The organism is Pseudomonas sp. Z1-14 (genome assembly GCF_051132005.1).
Lineage (GTDB): Bacteria > Pseudomonadota > Gammaproteobacteria > Pseudomonadales > Pseudomonadaceae > Aquipseudomonas.
In genome coordinates this window covers 65,359-91,703 of the sequence record NZ_CP071646.1, presented here as the reverse complement: position 1 = coordinate 91,703, position 26,345 = coordinate 65,359, and the positions used below count along the sequence as shown (strand labels likewise).

Below are 26,345 nucleotides of genomic sequence, written 5' to 3'. Positions count from 1 at the left end.
CGGAACGAGCCTACGTGAGATCCAGACCGATCCTGCACGCGCTAATGCTAGTCGCCTCGCTGTTGAGCGGCTGCGCCAGTCTTGATGTCACCCGCGAACCCTCCCAGGCGTTGCCGGCCTCCGACTCAGCGTTCGGCCGCTCGGTGGCGCAACAGGCCGCCCCGCACGAGGGCCGCTCAGGCTTTCGCCTGCTGTCCGACAGTACCGAAGCCTTCACCGCCCGGGCCGAGCTGATTCGCAACGCTCAAAGCAGCCTGGATTTGCAGTACTACATCGTTCATGACGGCATCAGCACGCGCATGCTGGTCGACGAACTGCTGAAGGCAGCGGACCGTGGGGTGCGCGTGCGGATCCTGCTTGACGACACCACCAGCGACGGCCAGGAGCAAGTCATCGCGACCCTGGCCGCGCACCCGAACATCCAGATTCGCCTGTTCAACCCGTTGCATCTTGGCCGCGCCACCGGCGTGACCCGCAGCCTGGGGCGCCTGTTCAATCTGTCGCAGCAGCATCGTCGGATGCACAACAAGCTCTGGCTGGCGGACAACAGCATGGCCATCGTCGGCGGCCGCAATCTCGGCGACGAATATTTCGATGCCGAACCCAACCTGAACTTCACCGACATCGACCTGCTCAGCGTCGGCCCGGTGGCCGAGCAATTGGGACACAGCTTCGACCAATACTGGAACAGCGCGCTGAGCAAACCGATCGAACAATTCCTTTCCCATCGACCGACCCCCAAGGACCTGGAGAACAGCCGCTTGCGCCTGCAAGCTTCGCTTGAGCAGACGCACAAGGAAAACCAGACGCTCTACCAGCAACTGACCGCCTACAAGACCCAGCCGCGCCTGGACATCTGGCGCGGACAGTTGATCTGGGCCTGGAACCAGGCGCTGTGGGATGCGCCTAGCAAGGTACTGGCCAAGGATGAGCCAGACCCTCGATTGCTGCTGACGACACAACTGGGGCCGGAGCTGACCGGCGTCAGCAAGGAACTGATCATGATCTCCGCCTACTTCGTGCCCGGACAGCCAGGGCTGGTGTACCTGACCAGCCGTGCCGATGCCGGTGTCTCCGTGAGCCTCTTGACCAATTCGCTGGAAGCCACCGATGTGCCGGCGGTGCACGGCGGCTACGCGCCGTATCGCAAGGCCTTGCTGCAGCATGGCGTACGACTGTTCGAGTTGCGCCGCCAACCCGGCGACAGCGGCGGCAGCCCGCATCTGTTCTACAGCAAGTCTTATGGCGAATCGGACTCCAGCCTGCACAGCAAGGCAATCATCTTCGATCAACAGAAGTCATTCATCGGCTCGTTCAATTTCGATCCTCGCTCAGTGCTTTGGAACACCGAGGTCGGCGTACTGGTAGACAGCCCAGAACTCGCCGGCCAGGTTCGGGAGCTGGCTTTGCAGGGCATGGCCCCGACCCTGAGTTATCAGGCCCGCCTGGAGGATGAAAGACTGGTCTGGACCACCGAAGACAACGGCAAGCTGCACGACCTGGATCGCGAACCGGGCAGCTGGTGGCGCCGCTTCAATGCCTGGTTCGCCACGACGATCGGGTTGGAGCGGATGCTTTAGAATCTGGACACTCTGGAGCCGCTTTTGTGGCGAGGGAGCTTGCTCCCGCTCGGTTGCGCAGCGACCGCTGGAATGCCGGGCCTGCTTCGCAGTCCAGCGGGAGCAAGCTCCCTCGCCACCGGGTATCTGGTTGTGTTCAAGCGGTTTGTGTCGCGCCGAACGCCCCTTGGCGCAACAACAGAATGACCAGGCCGAACGCCCCCGCCGCCATGAACAACGGCAGCGCATGGCCGCTGACCCACTGGCTGCCCGCCCCCGCCACCAGCGGCCCGACCAGGCAACCGATCCCCCACAGCTGCGCAACATGGGCGTTGGCCCGCACCAGCGCATCATCGCGGTAGCGCTCGCCGATCAGGATCAGCGACAAGGTAAACAGCCCACCCGCGCTGGCGCCAAACAGCACCCACAGCGGCCAGATCAACAAGGTATCGATCAGCAGCGGCACCGCGAGGCTGGACAACATCAGTGCCACCGCGCAGCCGGTGAACAGCGACCGCCGCGACAGGCGATCGGCCAGGGCGCCAATGGGCAGCTGCAACAGGGCGTCGCCGACCACCACCGTGCTGACCATCGCCAGCGCAATATCGGCACTGAAGCCCTGGCGCAGGCAATAGACCGGGAGCAGCGTCAGGATCATCGCCTCGAATGCGGCGAACAACGACACCGCCCAACCGATTGCCGGCAGGCCTCGACAAAATTCCCACAAATCGCCGAAGGTAACGCTGCCCGCCTCACTGGCAGGCGCACCGCTGCGGCCAAGCAACAACAACGGGGCGGTCAATAGCAGCCCGACACCCACCCAGAACCCGTAGTCATGATCGGTCCCCAGCGCACCGAGCAGCAGCGGGCCGGACAATTGGCTCAAGGCATAGCTGGCCCCGTACAGCGCCACCAACCGCCCGCGCCATTGCTCGATGACCAGCTGGTTGATCCAGCTCTCGCCGAGAATGAACACCAATGTCAGGACGACTCCGATCAACAGCCGCAAGAGCAGCCAGACCGGATAGCTGGGCAACAGCGCCAACAACCCGATGGACACCGCCCCGCCCCACAGGCACAGGCGCATCAGCGCCGCCGTACCGAAATGCGCCGCCAGCCGGCTCGAAACCTTGGCCCCGACCAGTACGCCAACGGCTGGCATCGCCGCCATGACGCCAATGGCAAACGAGCCATAACCCCAGCCCTCCAGGCGCAGCGACACCAGGGGCATGCTTACGCCGAGGGCAAGGCCGACGCTCAGGACAGAGGCCAACACGGCGAAATAGGTCGCCCAACGCATTTCCACGCTCCTGGGAAGGGTTATCGGTTTGAGCCATCACCCAAAAACATTGTGGGAGCGAGCTTGCTCGCGATGACGGCGCAACATTCAACAAATTCGTCGACTGTCATACCGCTAATCGCGAGCAAGCTCGCTCCCACAGGAGTTGTGTGTCGACCGCCAGCCTCAGTCTCATGTAGGAGCAGACTTGCTCGCTCCCACAGGAAGGATCAGAGCTTGATCCAGGTCGCCTTCAGTTCGGTGTATTTGTCGAACGCATGCAGCGACTTGTCACGGCCGTTGCCCGACTGCTTGAAGCCACCGAACGGTGCGGTCATGTCGCCACCGTCATATTGGTTGACCCATACGCTGCCGGCGCGCAAGGCCTTGGCGGTCAGGTGAGCCTTGGAGATGTCCTTGGTCCACACTGCCGCAGCCAAGCCGTACGGGGTGTCGTTGGCAATCTGGACAGCCTCTTCGGCACTGTCGAAGGCGATGACCGACAACACCGGCCCGAAGATTTCTTCCTGGGCGATTTTCATCGCGTTGCTCACGCCATCAAAAATCGTCGGCTCGACGTAGGTGCCGCCGGTTTCCTGGAGAATCCGCTTGCCACCCGCGACCAGCTTGGCGCCGTCGCTGTGACCGGCTTCGATGTAGGACAGCACGGTATTCATCTGCTGGGTATCGACCAGGGCACCGACATTGGTCGCTGGATCCAGTGGATTGCCAGGTTTCCAGCCCTTGAGAGCCTCGATCACCAGCGGCAGGAACGTGTCCTTGATCGAACGCTCCACCAGCAGGCGCGAGCCCGCCGTGCAGACTTCGCCCTGGTTGAAGGCGATGGCACCGGCGGCAGCTTCGGCGGCGGCCTGCAGGTCCGGAGCATCGGCAAATACGATGTTCGGGCTCTTGCCACCCGCCTCCAGCCAGACGCGCTTCATATTCGACTCGCCGGAATAGATCATCAGTTGCTTGGCGATCTTGGTGGAACCGGTGAACACCAGCGTATCGACATCCATGTGCAAGGCCAGGGCCTTGCCGACCGTGTGGCCATAGCCTGGCAGCACGTTCAACACGCCTTTGGGGATGCCGGCCTCGATGGCCAGCGCGGCGATACGAATGGCGGTCAGCGGGGATTTTTCCGAAGGCTTGAGCACTACCGAGTTGCCGGTGGACAACGCCGGGCCGAGCTTCCAGCAGGCCATCATCAACGGGAAGTTCCACGGAACGATGGCACCGACCACGCCGACCGGTTCCCGGGTGACCAGGCCCAATTGGTCATGCGGGGTGGCGGCCACTTCATCGTAGAGCTTGTCGATGGCTTCACCGCTCCAGCTCAGCGCCTGCGCCGCGCCTGGAACGTCAATATTCAGGGAGTCGCTGATCGGCTTGCCCATGTCCAGGGTTTCCAGCAAGGCCAGCTCTTCGGCGTGCTGCTTGAGCAAGCCGGCAAAACGAATCATGGTGGCTTTGCGCTTGCTCGGCGCCAGGCGCGACCAGGCGCCAGAATTGAAAGTCGCGCGGGCGTTTTCGACGGCGCGCTGGGCGTCGGCCACGTCGCAACTGGCGATCTTGCCCAACAGGCGGCCGTCGACCGGGCTGAGGCAATCGAAGGTCTCGCCGGACACTGCATCGGTGTATTCGCCATTGATGAAGGCGCGGCCTTCGATCTTCAGGTCGCGGGCGCGCTGTTCCCAGTCGGCACGAGTCAGGGTGGTCATGCGAGTGTCCTCCTCTTGTTTGGGTACGAACGCCACGCTATGCGTAGCGTTCAAGAATTCTGCCCTGCCGATGTGTATTCGGCACAAGGCACCCGCCACCCTAAACCAGCGACCGGGGATGTTTCAATATATTTGACAAAAAACCAGCAAACGGCCTTGCGATGTTCGTTTTAATAAACATAGACTTTTGCTCTCCCAGCCATCCGCGCCGCAAGCACCGAGGGTAACCGTATGAGCATCCAGGACATCGTCGATTTCAGCCAGGCCAATACCACCGCCGACCGCTATCGACCGGACCCGGTCAAGGTACTTAAAGGTGATCCCGAGCAAGCGGTGTTCAATCATTACAGCAGTCCTTGCGGACAGATGAATGCGGGGGTGTGGGAAGGCGCGGTGGGCCAGTGGACGGTCAACTATACGGAGCACGAATACTGCGAAATCGTCCAAGGTGTTTCGGTGCTGCGGGACAATGAAGGCAATGCCAAGACACTTCGAGCGGGCGATCGTTTTGTAATTCCGGCCGGATTCCAAGGAACTTGGGAAGTGCTGGAAGCGTGCCGCAAGATTTATGTAGTGTTTGAGAAACAGGAATGAATCAAACGCTTACACAGTACGATATACATGGCCGCCACCCTCCTGTAATTATATCCGGGCGCCTCAATGAGGAGGCGCTGATTATAAATTATGCCAGGAGGCAACATGGCCAAAAAAAAAGCTACTACACCGCGGATCGCAGCATTGGCTGCCCTGCTGACACTAAACATTGGAGCGCTTGAAGCAATTGCCAACGAGATCCACCCTTCAGGCGTATGCACGGCTAATTTTGCTTTCAACTCCCTGCTGCCGATGAAGGTAGACGCGCAATTTCTGCACGACATGCAAGCCTATTCGGGAGCCAAGATCGTACGCCATATACGCTCAGGCGAAGCCTACACCATGGACTATCGAGATGATCGGCTCTACGTCTTCAGCGACAAGGAAAACTTTTATACCGGTCACAAGTGTGGCTGATTAATTATCAGGCAACGTTGTAAACGGTCAGGATTTCAGCCCTGAAAGAAAAAGGCCCGTATCTCGCGATACGGGCCTTTTTCGTTAGAAGAGAAAATCAATTACTTGATTTTGCCTTCCTTGTAGATCACGTGCTTGCGAACAACCGGATCATATTTCTTGATCTCGATTTTGTCCGGGGTAGTACGCTTGTTCTTGTCGGTAGTGTAGAAGTGACCAGTACCGGCGCTCGAGATCAAACGAATCAATTCACGCATGATTAGCTCCCTTAAACCTTGCCATCGCGACGAAGTTCGGCCAGCACGACACTGATGCCACGCTTGTCGATGATGCGCATGCCTTTGGCAGATACGCGCAGACGCACAAAACGTTTCTCTTCTTCAACCCAGAAGCGGTGATGCTGCAGGTTCGGCAGGAAACGACGACGGGTTTTGTTGTTTGCGTGGGAAATGTTATTCCCAGTCACCGGACCCTTACCGGTAACTTGACAGACTCTCGACATGCCTCAGCCCTCTAAAACCACATGCCCAACCCGGCATGGGTTGGCCGCTTAATCTCTCAGTCATTTGGCGCCAGGCGCCGCGTTTCTTTAAGGGTCTTACCGGCTACACCTACAGTGAAGGAACCGGGCCCCTAGAAAAGAGCGCTGCTTTATACCAGAAAGACCCAGGCACAACAACAGCCGGTGTGATTTGTCTTTACTGGAAACCCTCGATCAACAGCCTCAGGCGGCTGCGGCAAGGGCCCGCGATGCCCTGACCGCTCGTCGCGGCGCGCAGGTTTTTTTCATTCATCGGCGAGCTCGCGCCCTGAGCACGTCCCGCGAAGCGCTGCAAAGAGTGCCGGAAAATGCAAAAAGGGGATAGTCATTTGCAGGCGAGCCCACTAGGGTAGACCTTTTCCAGACTGCACTCGCAGATGGGCCTCCGACCTGCACAGGAAATCAATCATGCGCCTCGCTGCCCTACCGCTGTTGCTCGCCCCTCTGCTACTCACTCCGCTGGCCCAGGCCGCCGCCCTGAGCGTGTGTACCGAGGCCAGCCCGGAAGGGTTCGATGTCGTCCAGTACAACTCCCTGACCACTACCAACGCTTCGGCCGACGTGCTGATGAACCGCCTGGTCGATTTCGACACCGCCAGCGGCAAAGTGGTGGCCAGCCTGGCCGAGAGCTGGGAAGTTTCGCCCGATGGCCTGAGTTATGTCTTCAAGTTGCGCCCCAAGGTCAGGTTTCACCACACCGACTACTTCACACCGCGTCGCGACTTGACGGCCGAAGACGTCAAGTTCAGCTTCGAGCGCATGCTGGACCCGGCCAACCCTTGGCACAAGGTCGCCCAGAGCGGCTTCCCCCACGCCCAATCCATGCAACTGCCGGCGCTGATTACAAAAATCGATGCCCTGGACCCGTTGACAGTGCGCTTCACCCTCGACCATGCCGATTCGACCTTCCTGGCGACGTTGAGCATGGGTTTCGCATCGATCTATTCGGCTGAATATGCCGACCAGTTGATGAAGGCCGGCAAGCCGGAGCAACTCAACAGCCAGCCCATCGGCACCGGCCCGTTCATTTTCAACCGATTCCAGAAAGATGCCTCGATTCGCTACAAGGCCAACGGGGACTATTTCGGCGGCAAGCCCCAGGTGGACCCGCTGATCTTTGCCATCACGCCAGACGCCAACGTGCGCCTGCAGAAGTTGCGCCGAAATGAATGCCAGATCGCCCTGTCGCCCAAGCCGCTGGACGTGCAGGCCGCCCGGCAGGAGCCGACATTGAAGGTGGCGCAGACTGACGCGTTCATGACCGCTTTCCTGGCGATCAACAGTCAGCATCCGCCGCTGGACAAGCCTGAAGTCCGTCAGGCCATCAACCTGGCTTTTGACAAGGCCAGCTACCTCAAGACCGTTTTTGAAGGCACGGCCGAAGCGGCCAACGGCCCTTATCCGCCCAACACCTGGAGCTACGCGAAAAACCTGCCCGGCTATGCCCATGACCCGGCCAAGGCTCGGGAATTGCTGGCCAAGGCCGGTTTGAAGGAAGGCTTCAAGACTACTATCTGGACTCGCCCGTCCGGCAGCCTGCTCAATCCCAATCCGAGCCTCGGCGCGCAGCTGTTGCAATCGGACCTGGCGGGAATCGGCATCCAGGCGGAAATCCGCGTGATCGAATGGGGCGAGCTGATCCGCCGCGCCAAGGCCGGCGAGCACGACCTGCTGTTCATGGGCTGGGCCGGCGACAACGGTGACCCGGACAACTTCCTCACGCCGCAGTTTTCCTGCGCGGCGGTCAAGTCCGGGACCAATTTCGCTCGTTACTGCAACCCGGACCTGGACAAACTGATCAGCGCCGGCAAGACCACTAGCGAACAGGGCGTGCGCACCAAGCTCTACGAACAGGCCCAGGCGCAGATCCAGCAGCAGGCCCTCTGGCTGCCCCTGGCGCACCCGACAGCATTCGCGCTGACCCGCAAGGATGTGCAGGGTTATACGGTCAGCCCGTTTGGGCGGCAGGATTACTCCAAGGTCAACCTCAAGTAACCCGGCCTAGCCCCAGTCCCCTTGTGGGAGCGAGCCTGCTCGCGAAATCGGTTTGTCAGCCAACTTTGAGTCAACTGATACACCGCATTCGCGAGCAGGCTCGCTCCCACAAAGGCTCCAATATTGTCAGCCCCTGCCTACATCCACCCACACTCCGCCATCGACAACGGCTCCCCATCGCCGACGATAAAATGGTCGAGCACCCGCACATCGATCAGCTCCAGCGCGTCCTGGAGCCGCTCGGTGAGCATTCGGTCGGCCTGGCTGGGCTCGGTGCTGCCGGAGGGGTGGTTGTGGCACAGGATCACGGCAGCGGCGTTGTGGGCCAGGGCGCGCTTGACCACTTGCCGGGGGTGGACACTGGTGCAGGCGATGGAGCCACGAAAAAGCGCTTCGAACGCCAGCACCTGATGTCGTGAGTTGAGAAACAGGCAGCCAAACACCTCGTGAGGTTCGTGGCGCAGCATTGACTTGAGATAGTCACGAACGGCCTGCGGGTCTTCCAGCATTGAATTCTGCCGAGTCCGCGCCGCCAAGTGTCGCCGGCCCATTTCGAGCACCGCGCGCAATTGAGCGAATTTCGCCGGACCCAGTCCCATATGACTGCTGAACGTAAGCTGATCAGCCTCAAGCAGCGCCCGCAGGCAGCCAAATTGGGACAACAGATGTCGAGCCAGATCTACCGCACTTTTACCCGACACACCCGTGCGTAAAAATATCGCCAGCAGCTCGGCGTCTGAAAGACTCTCCGCCCCCGACACCAACAATCTCTCCCGTGGCCGCTCGGCCACCGGCCAGTCCCGAATACTCATGGCATCTCCCTGATAATGGGCGCCGCTGTTCCGTAGCGGACGCTGTGATATCTTAGCCCATCTTTTTTGCAGGCGATTTGCACCCAGGCAGGCTGCTGCCGAGGGTTCGCCCTGCACTGACCATTAAAATCGAAAGGCAGGCCTATGCAGCGGCTGTATCGGAAACGCATCGTTCTGGGCGTCGGCGGCGGCATTGCTGCCTACAAGAGCGCCGAGCTGGTTCGCAGGCTTATCGACCAGGGCGCCGAAGTACGGGTCGTCATGACCCGCGGCGGCAGTGAGTTCATCACCCCGCTGACCATGCAGGCCTTGTCCGGGCACCCGGTCCACCTGGATCTGCTCGACCCGGCGGCCGAGGCCGCCATGGGTCATATCGAGCTGGCCAAATGGGCTGACCTGGTGCTGATCGCCCCGGCCACGGCCGACCTGATCGCCCGCCTGGCCCAGGGCATCGCCAACGACCTGCTGACCACCCTCGTACTCGCTACCGACGCCGTGGTCGCCGTGGCGCCGGCCATGAACCAGGCCATGTGGCGCGACCCCGCCACCCAGGCCAACCTGCAACTGCTCGAAAGCCGCGATCTGAAAGTCTTTGGCCCAGCCTCTGGCAGCCAGGCCTGCGGCGACGTCGGCATGGGCCGCATGCTCGAAGCCAACGACCTGGTTCTGTGCGCCGCCGACTGCTTCCAGCGCCAGGCGCTGACCGGCAAGCATGTGCTGATTACCGCCGGCCCGACCCAGGAAAACATCGACCCGGTGCGCTACATCACCAACCACAGCTCGGGGAAAATGGGCTTCGCCCTGGCCGAAGCCGCCGTCGAAGCGGGCGCGCGGGTGACGCTGATCACCGGGCCGGTGCACCTGCCAACCCCGGATCGAGTGACCCGCATCGACGTCGTCAGCGCCCGGGACATGCTTGCGGCCTGTGAGGCCTCGATCCCGTGCGACCTGTTCATCGCCTCGGCGGCGGTGGCGGACTACCGCCCCGAAGTCGTTGCCCCGCAAAAATTGAAGAAAGACCCTACGAGCGGCGACGGTCTGCTCCTGCAAATGGTACGTAACCCGGACATCCTGGCCACCATCGCCACCCGTCCCGACCGTCCATTCAGCGTCGGTTTTGCCGCCGAAACCGAACACCTCCTCGATTACGCCGCGCGCAAGCTCAAGGACAAGAATCTGGACCTGATCGTCGCCAACGACGTCGCCAACCCGAGCATCGGCTTCAACAGCGAAGAGAACGCTTGCAGCGTGATCGACCGCCAGTTGCACGCCACGCTTTTCGCCCAGACCAGCAAGGGCAAGATTGCCCGCCAACTGATCACTTTCATCGCCGAACGGCTGAACCAGGTTTAATTTCAATGCACGCTCTACAAGCCAAGATCCTCGACCCTCGCATCGGCAGTGAATTCCCGCTGCCGCAGTACGCCACGCCGGGCTCAGCCGGCCTCGATCTGCGGGCGATGCTCAAGCAGGACACGATCCTGGAACCGGGCCAGACCCTGCTGATTCCCACCGGCCTGTCGGTCTACATCGGCGATCCGGGCCTGGCCGCGCTGATTCTGCCGCGCTCGGGCCTGGGCCATAAGCACGGCATCGTGCTGGGCAACCTGGTGGGCCTGATCGACTCCGATTACCAGGGCGAACTGATGGTGTCCTGCTGGAATCGCGGCCAGACCGCTTTCAACATCGCAGTGGGCGAACGCATTGCCCAACTGGTGCTGGTGCCGGTGGTCCAGGCCCATTTCGAATTGGTCGAGGAATTCGACGAGAGCCAGCGCGGCGCCGGCGGTTTCGGTCACTCCGGTAGCCACTGATCCGGCTGCTCGGGCCGGGCAGCAGGCCCGGCCGCTTTATTAAGCTTCTGTTTCAGGACGAAAAATGCGTAACGGCTCGAGGCGACGTTTCCCATCCGGAATCAACGTTTTAGACCGTTCGCGCTGGGGTAACGCTGTCTCATGGCACTTTCCCACCGCGAACTCTCTGTCGAAAACGCCGTCATACCCTTCAGCTTGAGCCTGCCGACGCCCGTCGTCGGCCTGTCCAGTCACTTTCCTGATAGAGCACCCCGCCCATGAACACCCCAGCCGCAATCGCCCCGATCTTCCCTGACAGCATCTTCCGCGCCTACGACATCCGTGGCGTCGTGCCGGAAACCCTGACGGCTGAAACCGCCTACTGGATCGGCCGCGCCATCGGCTCCCAGAGCCTGGCCCAGGGCGAACCGAACGTGAATGTCGGCCGCGACGGTCGCTTGTCCGGCCCGGAGCTGGTCGAGCAGTTGATCAAAGGCGTTGCCGACAGCGGTTGCCACGTCAGCGACGTCGGCCTGGTGCCGACCCCGGCGCTTTATTACGCCGCCAATGTCCTGGCCGGCAAATCCGGCGTGATGCTCACCGGCAGCCACAACCCGTCGAACTACAACGGCTTCAAGATCGTCATCGCCGGCGACACCCTCGCCAACGAGCAGATCCAGGCCCTGCACACCCGCCTCAAGACCAATGACCTGAGCAGCGGCCAGGGCAGCGTGACCAAGGTCGACATCCTCCCGCGCTACAACGACGAAATCGTCAAGGACGTGAAACTGGCCCGTCGCCTGAAAGTAGTGGTCGATTGCGGCAACGGCGCGGCCGGCGTCATCGCCCCGCAACTGATCGAAGCGCTGAACTGCGAAGTCATCCCGTTGTTCTGCGACGTCGATGGCAACTTCCCCAACCATCATCCGGATCCGGGCAAACTGGAAAACCTTGAGGACCTGATCGCCAAGGTCAAGGAAACCAACGCCGACCTGGGCCTGGCCTTCGACGGCGACGGTGACCGCGTGGGTGTGGTGACCAATACTGGCAGCGTGGTGTTTCCGGACCGCCTGCTGATGCTGTTCGCCAAGGACGTGGTGGCACGCAACCCCGACGCCGAGATCATCTTCGACGTGAAGTGCACCCGTCGCCTGGTCCCGCTGATCAAGGAATATGGCGGTCGCCCACTCATGTGGAAAACCGGCCACTCGCTGATCAAGAAAAAAATGAAACAGAGCGGCGCCCTGCTGGCCGGCGAAATGAGCGGCCATATCTTCTTCAAGGAGCGCTGGTTCGGTTTTGATGACGGCATCTACAGCGCGGCACGCCTGCTAGAGATCCTCAGCAAGGAGAAATCCACCGCCGAAGAGCTGTTCGCGACCTTCCCGAACGATATTTCTACGCCGGAAATCAATATCCATGTGACCGAAGAGAGCAAATTCAGCATCATTGATGCACTGCACGACGCCCAGTGGGGCGAAGGCGCCGAACTGACCACCATCGACGGTGTGCGGGTCGACTACCCACAAGGCTGGGGCCTGGTTCGCGCCTCCAACACCACACCGGTGCTGGTGCTGCGTTTCGAGGCCGACAACGAGGCTGAACTGCAGCGCATCAAGGATGTGTTCCACAGCCAACTCAAGCGTGTTGCACCTGATCTCCAACTACCGTTCTGATTGAATCACCACCGGAGCCCTGAATGACCCTCGAACGCGAAGCCGCCGCCAACACCGCCAAGGTCCTGTCCGAAGCGCTGCCTTACATCCGACGCTACGTCGGCAAGACCCTGGTGATCAAGTACGGCGGCAACGCAATGGAAAGCGAGGAGCTCAAGACCGGCTTCGCCCGCGACATCGTGCTGATGAAGGCGGTGGGCATCAACCCGGTGGTGGTTCACGGCGGTGGTCCGCAAATCGGCGACCTGCTCAAGCGCCTGTCGATCGAAAGCCACTTCATCGACGGCATGCGCGTGACCGATGCGCAGACCATGGATGTGGTGGAGATGGTCCTCGGCGGCCAGGTCAACAAGGACATCGTCAATCTGATCAACCGCCACGGCGGCAGCGCCATCGGCCTGACCGGCAAGGACGCCGAACTGATCCGGGCGAAGAAACTCACCGTAACCCGCCAGACGCCGGAGATGACTCAGCCGGAAATCATCGACATCGGCCAGGTGGGTGAAGTGGTCGGCATCAACACCGATCTGCTGAACCTGCTGGTCAAGGGCGACTTCATTCCGGTCATCGCGCCGATCGGCGTGGGCGCCAATGGCGAGTCGTACAACATCAACGCCGACCTGGTGGCCGGCAAGGTTGCCGAAGCGCTGAAAGCCGAGAAGCTGATGCTGCTGACCAACATCGCCGGCCTGATGGACAAGACCGGCAAGGTCCTGACCGGGTTGTCGACCCAGCAAGTCGATGACTTGATCGCCGATGGCACCATCTACGGCGGCATGCTGCCGAAGATCCGTTGCGCGCTGGAAGCGGTCCAGGGCGGTGTTGGCAGTTCGCTGATCATCGACGGCCGCGTGCCGAATGCGATCCTCCTGGAGATCTTCACCGATACCGGCGTGGGTACGCTGATCAGCAATCGCAAGCGTCATTAAGCGACACCTGTAAAAAAAGACCCCGCTCAACCTGGTTGAGCGGGGTCTTTTTTCATCACTTCTTCAGAAGATGCTTGTGTGGCGAGGGAGCTTGCTCCCGCTGGGCTGCGCAGCGGCCCCAACATTTTGCGGTCGCTGCGCGACCGAGCGGGAGCAAGCTCCCTCGCCACAAGATCAAAACCAGCGGGGCTTTTTAGACGCCGAACTGGGCGCGATAGGCCTCAACCGCCGGCAAATGCTGCTTGAGCTGCGGATCATCGGCCAAGAACTCCAGCACCTGGTTCAGCGACACAATGCTGATCACCGGGATACCGAAGTCGCGCTCCACTTCCTGGATCGCCGACAGCTCACCGTTACCGCGCTCCTGGCGGTTCAAGGCGATCAGCACGCCGGCAGCCTTGGCGCCTTCCTGGGAAGCGATGATCTGCATCACCTCGCGAATGGCGGTACCGGCGGTGATGACGTCATCGATGATCAGCACTTCGCCGGTCAACGGCGCGCCGACCAGGCTTCCGCCTTCACCGTGAGCCTTGGCTTCCTTGCGGTTGAAGCACCAGGGCAGGTCACGGCCATGGTGCTCGGCCAGGGCGACGGCGGTAGTGGCGGCCAATGGGATGCCCTTGTAGGCCGGGCCGAACAGCACGTCGAACGGAATGCCGCTTTCAACGATGGCGGCGGCATAGAACCGGCCCAACTGCGCCAGGGCGGTTCCGCTGTTGAACAGGCCGGCGTTGAAGAAGTACGGGCTGGTGCGCCCGGACTTGAGGGTGAATTCACCGAAGCGCAAAACGCCGCGATCGATGGCAAAGCGAATGAAATCGCGCTGATACGCCTGCATGAAAAAAGCCTCAAATACCGCGGATTTAGCTAAATAGGTAGACGGCGTGTATCATACACGCACGTGATTTTTGGGGCCATTTATGCGGATCATCAGTGTGAACGTCAATGGTATTCAGGCTGCAGTGGAGCGTGGTTTGCTCAGTTGGCTGCAAGCACAGAATGCCGACGTCATCTGCCTGCAGGACACCCGCGCCTCCGCCTTTGAACTGGACGATGCAGCCTTCCAACTGGACGGTTACTTCCTTTACGCCTGCGATGCCGAAGTCCCCGCCCAGGGTGGCGTGGCTTTGTACTCGCGGCTGCAACCGAAGGCTGTCATCAACGGTCTCGGTTTCGAGACGGCGGACCGCTACGGGCGCTACCTGCAAGCCGATTTCGACAAGGTCAGCATCGCGACCTTGCTGCTCCCTTCGGGGCAGAACGGCGATGAAGATTTGAATCAGAAATTCAAGTTGATGGACGACTTCGCCCGTTACCTTGATAAACAGCGGCGCAAACGTCGCGAGTACATCTACTGTGGCTCGCTGTACGTGGCGCAACAGAAGCTGGATATCAAGAACTGGCGCGACAGCCAGCAGTCGCCTGGCTTCCTGGCGCCGGAACGGGCCTGGATGGACGAGATCATCGGCAACATGGGTTATGTCGACGCCCTGCGCGAAGTCAGCCGCGAAGGCGACCAGTACAGCTGGTGGCCGGATAACGAGCAGGCCGAGATGCTCAACCTCGGCTGGCGCTTCGACTACCAGCTGCTGACGCCCGGGCTGCGCCGCTTCGTCCGCAGCGCCCGCCTGCCACGCCAGCCGCGGTTCTCGCAGCACGCGCCGCTGATCGTGGATTACGACTGGACGCTGACCATCTAGGTCATTTTCGTACCCATAAAAAAACCGACAGCAATGTCGGTTTTTTTATGAGCGCCGAAAACAACTGTGGGAGCGAGCCTGCTCGCGATAGCGGTGGGTCAGCCGACATCAATGCTGACTGATAGATTGCCATCGCGAGCAGGCTCGCTCCCACAGGGGATATATGTGCTGCTCGTTATTTGACCAGCCGCCAGGTAAATGGATACCGATACGGCTGCCCTTCATTGGCCTTCACGCCAGCAATGATGGTCAGCACCAGCGCACCGATCGCCACCAGGCCAAACAGGAAGAAACCAATCACCACGATCATCAGCAGCAAGCTGATCGCCGCGGCGATCGCCACAGTGATTTGGAAGTTCAGCGCTTCCTTGCCCTGGGCATCGATGAACGGGTCGGATTCACGCTTGAGCTGCCAGATGACCAGCGGCCCGATCAGCGAACCGAACGGAATGAAAATGCCCAATAGTGCAGACAGGTGACAAAACATTGCCCACTGCCGCGCTTCTCTGCTCGGCTGGGGCAACAGGACTTGCTCATCACTCATGACACTCTCCTTGTCTGAAGCGCAAAAAAATCAGTCGGCCAACGCGGCCTTTTGCAATTCGAAGATTTCGCCCATGCCTTTCTTCGCCAGCTCCAGCATAGCGGTCAATTCTTCCGGCTGGAACGGCGCGCCCTCGGCGGTGCCCTGGACTTCGATGAAGCCGCCGGCACTGGTCATGACCACGTTCAGGTCGGTCTCGGCAGCGGAGTCCTCCAGGTAATCCAGGTCCAGCACCGGCTCGCCCTGGTACATGCCCACCGACACCGCGGCGATCATTTGCTTGAGCGGATCGCCGCCCTTGAGGCCGCCACGCTTCTTGATCACTTTCAAGGCATCGGCCAGCGCAACCATGGCACCGGTGATGGAGGCGGTGCGGGTGCCGCCGTCAGCCTGGATCACGTCGCAATCAACATACAGCGTCACATCGCCGAGCTTGGACATGTCCAGCGCGGCACGCAGCGAACGACCGATCAGGCGCTGGATTTCCAGGGTCCGTCCGCCCTGCTTGCCACGACTGGCCTCGCGCTGGTTCCGCTCGCCGGTAGCCCGCGGCAGCATGCCGTATTCGGCGGTCAACCAACCCTGGCCCTGGCCCTTGAGAAAACGAGGCACGCCGTTTTCGACGCTGACGGTGCAGATGACCTTGGTATCACCGAACTCCACCAGTACAGATCCCTCGGCGTGTTTGGTGTAGTTGCGGGTAATGCGGATCGAGCGAAGCTGATCGGCAGCGCGACCACTTGGACGTTTCATAGGGAACACCTGTACAGAGGACGGAAAACTGCCGGCATTATAGAGCCGCGAATCGTCATAGGGCAGTTCTAATAAACTGACGCGACGGGTGAACGCACTCAAAGCCCCGCCCGACGGGCTGCAGCGCTTTGTAACCGGAGCTGTTTGGGCGCTTGCATCCCACTGCGCTACAATCCTGCGCCTTTGCTGCCCTTCGGCATCCACCCACAGATCCCAGGCCCCACAATCAACGGTTGTGGCCAGCCTGCATTGCGAGGAACCCCCATGGTGCACAGCATGACCGCCTTCGCCCGCGTCGAAAAGGCCGGCGCCCAAGGCACGCTGAGCTGGGAGCTGCGCTCGGTCAACAGCCGTTACCTGGAGCCGCACCTGCGCTTGCCCGAGTCCTTCCGCGACCTCGAAGGCGGCGTGCGTGAAGCGCTGCGCCAGGGCCTGTCCCGGGGCAAACTGGAATGCACCCTGCGGTTTACCGAAGAGAGCAGCGGCAAAACCTTGCAAGTGGACCGCGAGCGCGCCGCGCAATTGGTCGCCGCCGCCGAAACCGTCGCCAGCCTGATCAACAATCCCGCCGCCCTGAACCCGCTGGAAGTCCTGGCCTGGCCGGGCGTGCTGGTGGGCGACGCGAGCGACCCGCAGGCGCTGAACGCCGAGGCCCTGGCATTGTTCAATCAAGGGCTGAACGAGCTCAAGGCCGGCCGCGAGCGCGAAGGCGCGGAACTGGCCCGGCTGATCAACGAGCGCCTGACCTCCATTGAAGAAGACGTCGCCACCCTGCGCGAACTCGTTCCGCAGATGCTCGCCACCCAGCGCCAGAAAGTCCTCGACCGCTTCGCCGACATGAAGGCCGAGCTGGACCCGCAGCGCCTGGAACAGGAAATGGTCATGCTCGCCCAGAAGAGCGACGTGGCCGAAGAACTGGATCGCCTGAGCACCCACATCATTGAAGTCCGCCGGGTGCTCAAGTCCGGTGGCGCGGCCGGCCGCCGCCTCGACTTCCTGATGCAGGAGCTCAACCGCGAAGCCAATACACTGGGCTCCAAAGCCTTCGACCCGCGCAGCACCCAGGCGGCGGTCAACCTCAAGGTGTTGATCGAACAAATGCGCGAACAAGTGCAGAACATTGAGTAAGGCTAACCCGACATGACCCACAGCACTGGCACCCTCTATATCATTTCCGCGCCCTCCGGCGCCGGCAAGACCAGCCTGGTCAAGGCGTTGATCGACGCCGAGCCGCAAATTCGCGTCTCGGTCTCTCACACCACCCGCGCCATGCGTCCTGGTGAAATGAACGGCGTGAACTATCACTTCGTCGACCGCGAAGAGTTCGTGCGGATGGCCGAGCACGGCGACTTCCTGGAGCGCGCCGAAGTCTTTGGCAATCTCTACGGCACCTCGCAAAGCGTCCTTCAGCAGACCTTGGACGAAGGCCACGACCTGATCCTGGAAATCGACTGGCAAGGCGCCGAGCAGGTGCGCAAGTTGATGCCCCAGGCCCGCTCGATCTTCATCCTGCCGCCGAGCCAGCAGGCCTTGCGCCAGCGCCTGACCAACCGTGGCCAGGACAGCGACGAGATCATCGAAGGGCGGATGCGGGAAGCGGTCAGCGAAATGAGTCACTACGTTGACTACGATTACCTGATCATCAACGACGATTTCTCCCACGCGCTGGACGATCTGAAGGCAATTTTCCGCGCCAGCCAGCTCCAGCAAAAACGCCAGCAGCAACGTTTCGGTAAATTACTGGCCGAACTGCTGGGCTGAACAGCCCTTCCCAAAACCGCTGCGACGGCTTTACATTGGTAGTCGCAGCGCGCCGAGGGGTTTGCTCAAAAAATCAGCGCTTCCCTAAACGCTGGTGTTTTTTTAAACTGTCGAGTCCGCTCGCCCAACCGGGCAGCGCGCATATTGCATTCGCTCCGAGGAATACCATGGCCCGCGTAACCGTTGAAGACTGCCTAGAACACGTGGAAAACCGCTTTGAGCTGGTCATGCTCTCTACCAAGCGTGCCCGTCAACTGGCCACCGGTGGCAAAGAGCCGTTGGTCCAGTGGGAAAACGACAAGCCTACCGTGGTAGCGCTGCGTGAAATCGCCGAAGGCCTGATGAGCTACGAGTTCATCGCCAACGCTGAAATCGTTGAAGACGAACCGCTGTTCGCAGCGTTCGAGGACGAGTCCAACGAGGCGGTCTAAGCCTATGCCTGGTCGACGTAGCACGGCGCGGGGTCACAGCAGACGGCAGGAGTCATCATCATGCCGAGCATAGACGCCCTCGCCGATCGCTTATCGGCCTACCTCGGCACGGACCAGGTCAACTTGGTCCGCCGAGCCTATTTCTACGCCGAACAAGCCCACGACGGCCAGCGCCGCCGTAGCGGCGAGGCGTACGTCACGCACCCGCTTGCGGTGGCGAATATTCTTGCCGACATGCACATGGACCATCAGAGCCTGATGGCGGCGATGCTGCATGACGTGATCGAAGACACCGGCATTGCCAAGGAAGCGCTGCAAGCGCAGTTCGGCGAAACCGTGGCCGAGCTGGTCGACGGGGTCAGCAAGCTGACCCAGATGAACTTCGAGACCAAGGCCGAGGCCCAGGCCGAGAACTTCCAGAAAATGGCCATGGCCATGGCGCGCGACATCCGGGTGATCCTGGTCAAGCTCGCCGACCGCTTGCACAACATGCGCACCCTGGAAGTGCTCTCCGGCGAAAAACGTCGGCGCATCGCCAAGGAAACCCTGGAAATCTATGCACCCATCGCCAACCGACTGGGTATGCACGCGATCCGCATCGAGTTCGAGGACCTGGGTTTCAAGGCCATGCACCCGATGCGTTCGGCGCGGATCAACCAGGCCGTCAAGCGCGCCAGGGGCAATCGCAAGGAAATCGTCAACAAGATCGAAGAGTCGCTGAGCCACTGCCTGGCGATCGACGGCATCGAAGGCGAAGTCAGCGGGCGGCAGAAACACCTTTACGGCATCTACAAGAAAATGCGCGGCAAGCGCCGAGCCTTCAACGAGATCATGGACGTCTATGCGTTCCGGATCATCGTCGACAAGGTCGATACTTGCTACCGCGTGCTCGGTGCTGTGCATAATCTGTACAAACCATTGCCGGGGCGCTTCAAGGACTACATCGCGATCCCCAAGGCCAACGGCTACCAGTCGCTGCATACCACGCTGTTCGGCATGCATGGCGTACCGATCGAAATCCAGATCCGCACCCGTGAAATGGAAGAGATGGCCAACAACGGCATCGCCGCCCACTGGCTGTACAAATCCAGCGGCGATGAACAGCCCAAGAGCACTCACGCCCGCGCCCGTCAGTGGGTCAAGGGCGTGCTGGAAATGCAGCAGCGCGCCGGCAATTCCCTGGAATTCATCGAGAGCGTCAAGATCGACCTGTTCCCGGACGAGGTCTACGTCTTCACGCCCAAGGGCCGGATCATGGAGCTGCCCAAAGGCTCCACCGCGGTGGATTTCGCCTACGCCGTGCACACCGACGTCGGCAACAGCTGCATCGCCTGTCGCATCAATCGCCGCCTGGCCCCGTTGTCCGAACCGCTGCAAAGCGGCTCCACCGTGGAGATCGTCAGCGCCCCCGGTGCGCGGCCGAACCCGGCGTGGCTCAATTTCGTGGTCACCGGCAAGGCCCGCACGCACATCCGTCACGCGCTGAAGCTGCAACGTCGCTCCGAATCCATCAGCCTTGGCGAGCGCCTGCTGAACAAAGTGCTGAACGGTTTCGACAGCTCGCTGGACAAGATCCCGGCCGAGCGCGTGCAGGTCATGCTCAACGAGTACCGCCTCGAATTGATCGAAGACCTGCTCGAAGACATCGGCCTGGGCAATCGCATGGCCTATGTCGTCGCCCGCCGCCTGCTCGGCGAAGGCGAACAGTTGCCAAGCCCAGAGGGCCCGCTGGCGATTCGCGGTACCGAGGGCCTGGTGCTCAGCTACGCCAAGTGCTGCACGCCGATACCGGGCGACCCGATTGTCGGCCACCTGTCCGCCGGCAAGGGGATGGTGGTGCACCTGGACAACTGCCGCAACATCAGCGAAATCCGCCACAACCCGGAAAAATGCATCCAGCTTTCGTGGGCCAAGGATGTCACCGGCGAATTCAACGTCGAGCTGCGCGTCGAACTCGAACACCAGCGCGGCCTGATCGCCTTGCTGGCGAGCAGCGTCAACGCCGCCGACGGCAACATCGAGAAAATCAGCATGGACGAACGCGACGGCCGCATCAGCGTCGTCCAACTGGTGGTCAGCGTGCACGACCGTGTGCACCTGGCCCGCGTGATCAAGAAACTGCGCGCCCTGACCGGGGTCATTCGCATCACCCGCATGCGCGCATAGCTCCCAATAGCCGCCCTCATTACAAGGAGTCATGAATGACCAAGACCGTTATTTCCAGCGACAAGGCCCCGGCCGCCATCGGCACTTATTCCCAGGCGATCAAGGCGGGCAACACGGTGTACATGTCGGGCCAGATCCCGCTGGACCCGAAAACCATGGAGCTGGTCGAGGGCTTCGAAGCCCAGACCGTGCAGGTCTTCGAGAACCTGAAGGCCGTGGCCGAAGCTGCCGGCGGTTCGTTCAAGGACATCGTCAAGCTCAACATCTTCCTCACCGACCTGAGCCACTTCGCCAAGGTCAACGAGATCATGGGCAAGTATTTCGACCAGCCTTACCCTGCCCGCGCCGCCATTGGCGTGGCCGCCCTGCCAAAGGGTGCCCAGGTCGAGATGGACGCCATCCTGGTCATCGAGTAATAAACCCGGCGCAGCTTCCCCCGCTGCGCCGTTTTCGTTCTGAAAGGATTCCTCCATGCGCAACGCGCTTGCTTTCTCGCTGCTCGCCCTGATTCTCGGCGGTTGCGCCAGCGACCCTGCCGACCGTGACATCAGCGGCACCTGGATCAACCAGGCCGCCATCGACGCTGCCGCCAAGGGCGGCCCGCTGCGCGAAGCGCTGCAAGGCTACGGCCCGAACCTGGAATGGGACGTCAACACCCGGGCCGGTCAGGCGCGCTACACCAACGGTTTTGAAAACGTCGAAGGCAAGCTGCTCGGTGAAGAAGACGGTGCCTGGAAAGTCGATTTTTATGGCAGCTCGGCCAGCGAACTGAAGCGCGACGGCGACCAACTGAGCCAGGCTGCCACCGAAAACGAACCGCAGCAGGTATTCGAGCGCGCCAAGGTGCAGGTCCCGGACGGCGCGCCCATCGGCGCCAGCTTCGAGCGGGCGCTGTATGGCGCCTACCTGGGCGGCACCTGGAACATCGCCGAAGGCCCCGGCCAAGGCGCCACGGTGCAATTCCAGCCCGATGGCCAGGTCAGCGGCCTGCCGGGCGCTGATCGCTACGCCTTGTGTCTCGCCGGCGACTGCGCCTCGATGAGCGGCGGCAACGACAACATCTGGCTGCAGCAGAACGGCCAGGGCAACACCTGGATTTTCGCGCGTAATGGCAAGAAGCTGGAAATCTTCCAGACCGTGAATGCGGCGCTGGCCGATGAGATGCCTTCGTTCACGCCGGGTGATCGGCGCTGGGTACTGGAGAAACAGTAATCCCTGTGGGAGCGAGCCCGCTCGCGAAAGGGGTGTGACAGTCAACGCTGCCGTTGAATGTCATGACCTCTTCGCGAGCAGGCTCGCTCCCACAGTTGCTTTTGGTGTGCCGGGAAAATCAGCAACGCCCTTCCAGGATCGCCGCATACCCCTCGCGAAAACTCGGATAACGCGGTGTCCAACCCAGGGCCTTCGACCGGGCATTGCTGCAGCGCTTGCTGCCGGCGCGGCGCACGCTGGCGTCCTCGGCCCACTCAGTGATGCCCATGTACTCGCGCAACCAGCCCACCACTTCCGCCAACGGCGCGGGAGCGTCGTCAACGCCGATGTAGCAGTCCTTCAACGCCTGGCCTTGATTGTCGGCCTTGAGCAGGAACGCCAGCAGGCCGGCGGCATCGTCCGCGTGGATGCGATTGCCGTACAGCGGCGGATCGGTCACCACCCGATAACCCTGACGCACCTGGCTGAGCAGCCACTCCCGGCCCGGCCCGTAGATGCCGGTCAGGCGTACACGACTGGCCGGGATGCCACTGCCCAGCGCCACTTGCTCGGCTTCGAGCATGACCCGCCCGGAATAACCACCCGCCTCGGTAGGTGAGCTTTCATCGACCCACTCGCCGTTCTGTTGTCCATAGACACTGCTGCTGGACACAAAAAGCAAGCGCTTGGGTTGCTGGCCATGTTGCTTCAACCAGCCCAACACATGTTGCAACCCTTCGACGTAAGCCATGCGGTAGCCCGCTTCGTCATGGTCGGTGGCGGCAGCACTGTAGACCAGGTAGTCCAATGGCCCGCTGGGCCAGTCGGTGGGGCATCGCTCGTTGAACAAGTCGCCCGTGACACCGATGACCCCGGCCGGCAGGTTCGAAACCGTGCGCCGCAAGCCGTGCACCCGCCAATGTTCGGCCACCAGTTGGCTGGCCAAACGGCCGCCGATATCACCACAGCCGGCAATTAGAACAGAAGGCGCGGACATCAGAATCTCCTCTGGCAAAGCCGCAGACTAGCTGCCAGAGAGGACGAGCGGCTAGCATTCTTCGAAAAAAAGATACTGTATTACTTTTGTTAACAAGAATTACTTGCAATAATGCTCGCCACTTTTGTTCTCGGCCTCACGAGGCCTGGAAGAACATCAACCTTCTTTTTTCTCTCAGGTCCGGCCAGCATGACACGCTCTCTCTCCTCCGCTTCGCCAACCAATCGACCTCGCGCCTGGAGCGCTGTGGCAGCGTTGCTGTTCAGCCTGCTGCTGGCGCCTGCCGCCGCATTCGCCGATGCCCAGACGCCGGCCAGCACGTCCACCACGGCACCCGCTGCCACCCAGGCGCCGGCCGACACGACAGCACCTGTAGCCGCTCCCGCAGCCAGCGACCCGGCCCAGGCCGTCGAAGCCAGCGCAGCCGACGCGCCTCAAGTGCTTGAAGCCGACAACACCCTGGGCATGGCCCACGACCTGTCGCCCTGGGGCATGTACAAGAACGCCGACGTGGTCGTCAAAGCCGTGATGATCGGCCTGGCCATCGCCTCGATCATCACCTGGACCATCTGGATCGCCAAAGGCTTCGAGCTGCTGGGTGCCAAGCGCCGCTTGCGTGGCGAGATCGCCGCCCTGAAAAAAGCCGCCACCCTCAAGGAAGCCAGCACCACCGCTGGCAAGGAAGGCACCCTCGCCAACCTGCTGGTGCACGATGCGCTCGAAGAGATGCGCCTGTCGGCCAACAGCCGCGAGAAGGAAGGCATCAAGGAACGCGTGAGCTTCCGTCTCGAGCGCCTGGTCGCGGCCTGCGGTCGCAACATGAGCAGCGGCACCGGCGTACTCGCCACCATCGGTTCCACCGCGCCCTTCGTCGGCCTGTTCGGCACCGTGTGGGGGATCATGAACAGCTTCATTGGCATCGCCAAGACCCAGACCACCAACCTCGCCGTCGTTGCTCCCGGCATCGCCGAAGCTCTGCTGGCGACGGCTTTGGGCCTGGTCGCAGCGATCCCCGCCGTGGTCATCTATAACGTCTTCGCCCGCTCCATCGCCGGCTACAAGGCCCAGGTCTCCGACGCTTCGGCCGAAGTCCTGCTGCTGGTCAGTCGCGACCTCGACCACCTGCCGCCCGAGCGCAGCTCGCAACCGCACATGGTGAAAGTGGGGTAATCGGCCATGGGCCTGCATTTGAAAGAAGGCGCAGACGACGATCTGGCCGAGAACCACGAAATCAACGTCACGCCATTCATTGACGTGATGCTGGTGCTGTTGATCATCTTCATGGTGGCCGCCCCGCTCGCCACCGTGGACATCAAGGTTGACCTCCCCGCATCGACGGCCAAGCCGTCGCCACGCCCGGAGAAACCGGTGTTCCTGAGCGTCAAGGCCGACCAGCGCCTGTTCCTCGGTGAAGAGGAAATCAAGGTCGACAGCCTCGGCGCGACCCTGGACGCCAAGACCCAGGGCAAGAAAGACACGACGATCTTCTTCCAGGCCGACAAAGGCGTGGACTACGGCGACCTGATGAGCGTGATGGACGCCCTTCGTGGCGCCGGCTACCTGAAGGTCGGTCTGGTCGGACTCGAGACGGCGCCGAAGAAATGATCACGACGCGCCAAAAGCTGACGCGTTACAGCGGTAGCCTGGCCGTGGTGCTGGGCGTGCATGCGCTTGCCATCGCACTCGCGCTGAACTGGACGACGCGTGCGCCCATCGAATTGCCTCCCCAGGCGATGATGGTCGAACTGGCGCCGGTTCCAGCACCGCCACCGCCTGCACCGCCAAAAGTCGTCACGCCGCCGCAACCGCCCGAGCCTGTCGAAGAGCTGCCGCTGCCTAAACTGGCCGAGGCACCGAAGGCGGAAATCGCCGTGCCCAAACCGGTCAAGCCCAAGCCAAAGCCACAGCCGCCCAAGCCAAAGCCGGTGGAGAAAAAGCCGGAGCCGCCGAAGGAAACGCCGTCGGAGCAAAAGCCCGCCGACACTCAGCCGACCCAGGCACCGACGGAGAAGTCCGCGCAACCGGCCCCTGGCCCATCGCCCGCGCAGATGGCCGCCAAGGCCAGTTGGCAAGGTACGTTGCTGGCGCACCTGGGCAAGTACAAGAAGTACCCGGCCAGCGCCCAGGCACGTGGCAAGGAAGGCATGAACCGCTTGCGGTTCGTGGTGGATGCCGAAGGCAACGTGGTGTCGTTCGAACTGGTGGGCAAGTCAGGCAACGCCGATCTGGACCGGGCCACCCTGGAAATGATCCGCCGCGCCCAACCGCTGCCCAAGCCACCGGCCGACCTGCTGAGCAACGGCACGGTCGAACTGACGGCACCGTTCCTGTACTCCATCGACAAGCGCCGGCGCTGAGTTCCAGACAGCGCCCTGTTTGGGCCGGGGGGCTGGTAACTCCCAGCCACAATGACCAAGGCATCGAAAGATGCCTTTTTCATATCCGGCAACGACCACACAGGCATTCGCCAGTGTCGCACCGCGCCTCCAGTCTGATAACGTGCGTCTATCGATTGCAGCCGGTATGCTTGGCTCGCAACTTCACGGACGCTCGCCATGACCCTCACAGAATTACGCTACATCGTGACCCTCGCCCAAGAGCAGCACTTCGGCCATGCGGCCGAGCGTTGCCATGTCAGCCAGCCGACGCTGTCGGTGGGCGTGAAAAAGCTTGAAGACGAACTCGGTGTGCTTATTTTCGAGCGCAGCAAAAGCGCGGTGCGCCTGACGCCGGTCGGCGAAGGCATTGTCGCCCAGGCGCAAAAAGTCCTGGAACAGGCCCAGGGCATTCGCGAGCTGGCCCAGGCCGGCAAGAACCAGCTGACCGCCCCGCTGAAAGTCGGCGCGATCTACACCGTCGGCCCGTACCTGTTCCCGCACCTGATCCCGCAACTGCACCGGGTCGCCCCGCAGATGCCGTTGTACATCGAAGAAAACTTCACCCATGTGCTGCGCGACAAGCTGCGCAACGGTGAGCTGGACGCGATCATCGTCGCCCTGCCGTTCAACGAAGCCGATGTCCTGACCCTGCCGCTCTACGACGAGCCGTTCTACGTCCTGATGCCGGCCCAACACCCCTGGACCCAGAAGAAAACCATCGACGCCGCCCTGCTCAATGACAAGAGCCTGCTGTTGCTCGGCGAAGGCCACTGCTTCCGCGACCAGGTGCTCGAAGCCTGCCCGACCCTGACCAAGGGCAGCGAAGGCGCCAAGCACACCACGGTGGAATCCAGCTCCCTGGAAACCATTCGCCACATGGTCGCCTCCGGCCTGGGCATTTCGATCCTGCCGCTGTCGGCGGTGGACAGCCATCATTATTCACCCGGCGTGATCGAAGTCCGTCCATTGACCGCGCCGGTGCCGTTCCGCACCGTTGCCATCGCCTGGCGCGCCAGCTTCCCGCGACCCAAGGCCATCGAGATCCTCGCCGATTCGATCCGCCTGTGTTCCGTGGCCAAGCCGCCCGCCGCCAAGTAAGCCGCTG

General features: G+C 61.6%; 27 protein-coding genes and 1 pseudogene. 19 read left to right on the top strand and 9 right to left on the bottom strand.

Annotated features, from left to right (window positions below):
- The first annotated feature begins 14 nt into the window (after positions 1-14).
- Positions 15-1,580: a phospholipase D family protein gene (locus tag J3P89_RS00415; protein ID WP_434696431.1), complete on the top strand. Its 1,566-nt coding sequence runs from the start codon at positions 15-17 to the stop codon at positions 1,578-1,580.
- Positions 1,581-1,716: 136 nt separating this feature from the next.
- On the opposite strand, the gene J3P89_RS00410 is transcribed toward J3P89_RS00415, so the two are convergent.
- Together J3P89_RS00410 and J3P89_RS00405 are read right to left on the bottom strand one after the other, a co-directional pair.
- Positions 1,717-2,859: an MFS transporter gene (locus J3P89_RS00410; protein WP_434696429.1), complete on the bottom strand. Its 1,143-nt coding sequence runs from the start codon at positions 2,857-2,859 to the stop codon at positions 1,717-1,719.
- Between the two features lie 209 nt (positions 2,860-3,068).
- Positions 3,069-4,562 carry an aldehyde dehydrogenase gene (locus tag J3P89_RS00405; RefSeq protein WP_434696428.1) on the bottom strand — a complete coding sequence of 498 codons (1,494 nt, stop codon included), beginning with the start codon at positions 4,560-4,562 and terminating at the stop codon, positions 3,069-3,071.
- 231 nt (positions 4,563-4,793) lie between these two features.
- On the opposite strand from J3P89_RS00405, the gene J3P89_RS00400 reads away from it, so the two are divergent.
- Positions 4,794-5,156 carry a cupin domain-containing protein gene (locus tag J3P89_RS00400; RefSeq protein WP_434627107.1) on the top strand — a complete coding sequence of 121 codons (363 nt, stop codon included), beginning with the start codon at positions 4,794-4,796 and terminating at the stop codon, positions 5,154-5,156.
- Between the two features lie 105 nt (positions 5,157-5,261).
- Positions 5,262-5,573, top strand: a complete 312-nt coding sequence (locus tag J3P89_RS00395; RefSeq protein WP_434654720.1) for a hypothetical protein — start codon at positions 5,262-5,264, stop codon at positions 5,571-5,573.
- Positions 5,574-5,674: 101 nt separating this feature from the next.
- Here J3P89_RS00395 and rpmG read toward each other — a convergent pair whose 3' ends face one another.
- Complete coding sequence (gene rpmG / locus J3P89_RS00390; RefSeq protein WP_003177274.1) at positions 5,675-5,830, bottom strand: 50S ribosomal protein L33; 156 nt, start codon at positions 5,828-5,830, stop codon at positions 5,675-5,677.
- Positions 5,831-5,841: 11 nt separating this feature from the next.
- Entirely contained in the window at positions 5,842-6,075 is a 234-nt protein-coding gene (gene rpmB, locus J3P89_RS00385) for a 50S ribosomal protein L28 (protein WP_003177273.1), read from the bottom strand.
- 447 nt (positions 6,076-6,522) lie between these two features.
- On the opposite strand from rpmB, the gene J3P89_RS00380 reads away from it, so the two are divergent.
- On the top strand, positions 6,523-8,109 hold the full coding sequence (locus J3P89_RS00380; RefSeq protein WP_434696427.1) for an ABC transporter substrate-binding protein: 1,587 nt from the start codon (positions 6,523-6,525) through the stop codon (positions 8,107-8,109).
- Positions 8,110-8,246: 137 nt separating this feature from the next.
- Here the strand turns inward: J3P89_RS00380 and radC are convergent, their stop codons facing one another.
- Entirely contained in the window at positions 8,247-8,921 is a 675-nt protein-coding gene (gene radC / locus J3P89_RS00375) for a RadC family protein (RefSeq protein WP_434627101.1), read from the bottom strand.
- A gap of 144 nt (positions 8,922-9,065) precedes the next feature.
- Here radC and coaBC point away from each other — a divergent pair, with 144 nt between their 5' ends.
- The 4 genes and pseudogenes from coaBC (at position 9,066) to argB (ending at position 13,319) form a co-directional block, all read left to right on the top strand.
- Positions 9,066-10,274 carry a bifunctional phosphopantothenoylcysteine decarboxylase/phosphopantothenate--cysteine ligase CoaBC gene (gene coaBC / locus J3P89_RS00370; RefSeq protein ID WP_434696425.1) on the top strand — a complete coding sequence of 403 codons (1,209 nt, stop codon included), beginning with the start codon at positions 9,066-9,068 and terminating at the stop codon, positions 10,272-10,274.
- A gap of 5 nt (positions 10,275-10,279) precedes the next feature.
- Positions 10,280-10,735, top strand: a complete 456-nt coding sequence (dut, locus tag J3P89_RS00365) for a dUTP diphosphatase (protein ID WP_053126549.1) — start codon at positions 10,280-10,282, stop codon at positions 10,733-10,735.
- A 248-nt stretch (positions 10,736-10,983) separates the two neighbouring features.
- Positions 10,984-12,390 (top strand): annotated as a pseudogene (locus J3P89_RS00360) (phosphomannomutase/phosphoglucomutase); the annotation flags it as partial.
- 23 nt (positions 12,391-12,413) lie between these two features.
- A complete protein-coding gene (argB, locus tag J3P89_RS00355) occupies positions 12,414-13,319 on the top strand; it encodes an acetylglutamate kinase (RefSeq protein WP_305497915.1) in 906 nt (301 codons plus the stop codon).
- 193 nt (positions 13,320-13,512) lie between these two features.
- Here argB and pyrE read toward each other — a convergent pair whose 3' ends face one another.
- Positions 13,513-14,157 (bottom strand): orotate phosphoribosyltransferase, encoded by a 645-nt coding sequence (gene pyrE, locus J3P89_RS00350; RefSeq protein ID WP_434570908.1) that lies wholly within the window; start codon positions 14,155-14,157, stop codon positions 13,513-13,515.
- 82 nt (positions 14,158-14,239) lie between these two features.
- Here pyrE and J3P89_RS00345 point away from each other — a divergent pair, with 82 nt between their 5' ends.
- Positions 14,240-15,019, top strand: coding sequence for an exodeoxyribonuclease III (locus J3P89_RS00345; protein WP_013694557.1), 780 nt, complete (start codon positions 14,240-14,242; stop codon positions 15,017-15,019).
- Between the two features lie 175 nt (positions 15,020-15,194).
- Here J3P89_RS00345 and J3P89_RS00340 read toward each other — a convergent pair whose 3' ends face one another.
- Together J3P89_RS00340 and rph are read right to left on the bottom strand one after the other, a co-directional pair.
- Positions 15,195-15,563 carry a DUF4870 domain-containing protein gene (locus tag J3P89_RS00340; protein ID WP_434570906.1) on the bottom strand — a complete coding sequence of 123 codons (369 nt, stop codon included), beginning with the start codon at positions 15,561-15,563 and terminating at the stop codon, positions 15,195-15,197.
- Positions 15,564-15,593: 30 nt separating this feature from the next.
- On the bottom strand, positions 15,594-16,316 hold the full coding sequence (rph, locus tag J3P89_RS00335) for a ribonuclease PH (protein WP_434570905.1): 723 nt from the start codon (positions 16,314-16,316) through the stop codon (positions 15,594-15,596).
- Positions 16,317-16,580: 264 nt separating this feature from the next.
- Here rph and J3P89_RS00330 point away from each other — a divergent pair, with 264 nt between their 5' ends.
- The 6 genes from J3P89_RS00330 to J3P89_RS00305 all read left to right on the top strand — a co-directional run bounded on the left by J3P89_RS00330 (position 16,581) and on the right by J3P89_RS00305 (position 21,886).
- Positions 16,581-17,444: a YicC/YloC family endoribonuclease gene (locus J3P89_RS00330; RefSeq protein ID WP_305497911.1), complete on the top strand. Its 864-nt coding sequence runs from the start codon at positions 16,581-16,583 to the stop codon at positions 17,442-17,444.
- A gap of 12 nt (positions 17,445-17,456) precedes the next feature.
- A complete protein-coding gene (gene gmk / locus J3P89_RS00325; RefSeq protein ID WP_434696424.1) occupies positions 17,457-18,077 on the top strand; it encodes a guanylate kinase in 621 nt (206 codons plus the stop codon).
- Positions 18,078-18,244: 167 nt separating this feature from the next.
- The gene (gene rpoZ / locus J3P89_RS00320; RefSeq protein ID WP_003177259.1) at positions 18,245-18,508 is read left to right on the top strand and encodes a DNA-directed RNA polymerase subunit omega; all 264 of its coding nucleotides are present in this window, start codon (positions 18,245-18,247) and stop codon (positions 18,506-18,508) included.
- A gap of 60 nt (positions 18,509-18,568) precedes the next feature.
- Positions 18,569-20,674, top strand: coding sequence for a bifunctional GTP diphosphokinase/guanosine-3',5'-bis pyrophosphate 3'-pyrophosphohydrolase (spoT, locus tag J3P89_RS00315; protein ID WP_407682909.1), 2,106 nt, complete (start codon positions 18,569-18,571; stop codon positions 20,672-20,674).
- Between the two features lie 35 nt (positions 20,675-20,709).
- Positions 20,710-21,090, top strand: coding sequence for a RidA family protein (locus J3P89_RS00310; RefSeq protein WP_030142177.1), 381 nt, complete (start codon positions 20,710-20,712; stop codon positions 21,088-21,090).
- Between the two features lie 55 nt (positions 21,091-21,145).
- Positions 21,146-21,886 (top strand): hypothetical protein, encoded by a 741-nt coding sequence (locus J3P89_RS00305; protein ID WP_434602252.1) that lies wholly within the window; start codon positions 21,146-21,148, stop codon positions 21,884-21,886.
- 118 nt (positions 21,887-22,004) lie between these two features.
- Here the strand turns inward: J3P89_RS00305 and J3P89_RS00300 are convergent, their stop codons facing one another.
- A complete protein-coding gene (locus J3P89_RS00300; RefSeq protein WP_434696423.1) occupies positions 22,005-22,862 on the bottom strand; it encodes an NAD-dependent epimerase/dehydratase family protein in 858 nt (285 codons plus the stop codon).
- A 189-nt stretch (positions 22,863-23,051) separates the two neighbouring features.
- Between J3P89_RS00300 and exbB the strand changes: the two genes are divergently transcribed.
- From exbB to J3P89_RS00280, 4 genes are all read left to right on the top strand, one after another.
- Positions 23,052-24,032 (top strand): tonB-system energizer ExbB, encoded by a 981-nt coding sequence (gene exbB, locus J3P89_RS00295; protein WP_434627086.1) that lies wholly within the window; start codon positions 23,052-23,054, stop codon positions 24,030-24,032.
- 6 nt (positions 24,033-24,038) lie between these two features.
- A complete protein-coding gene (gene exbD / locus J3P89_RS00290; RefSeq protein WP_305497902.1) occupies positions 24,039-24,467 on the top strand; it encodes a TonB system transport protein ExbD in 429 nt (142 codons plus the stop codon).
- Entirely contained in the window at positions 24,464-25,219 is a 756-nt protein-coding gene (locus J3P89_RS00285; RefSeq protein ID WP_305497900.1) for an energy transducer TonB family protein, read from the top strand. Before exbD ends, J3P89_RS00285 begins: the two co-directional genes overlap by 4 nt.
- A gap of 198 nt (positions 25,220-25,417) precedes the next feature.
- Positions 25,418-26,338 (top strand): LysR substrate-binding domain-containing protein, encoded by a 921-nt coding sequence (locus J3P89_RS00280; RefSeq protein ID WP_434696422.1) that lies wholly within the window; start codon positions 25,418-25,420, stop codon positions 26,336-26,338.
- The last annotated feature ends 7 nt before the right edge of the window (positions 26,339-26,345 follow it).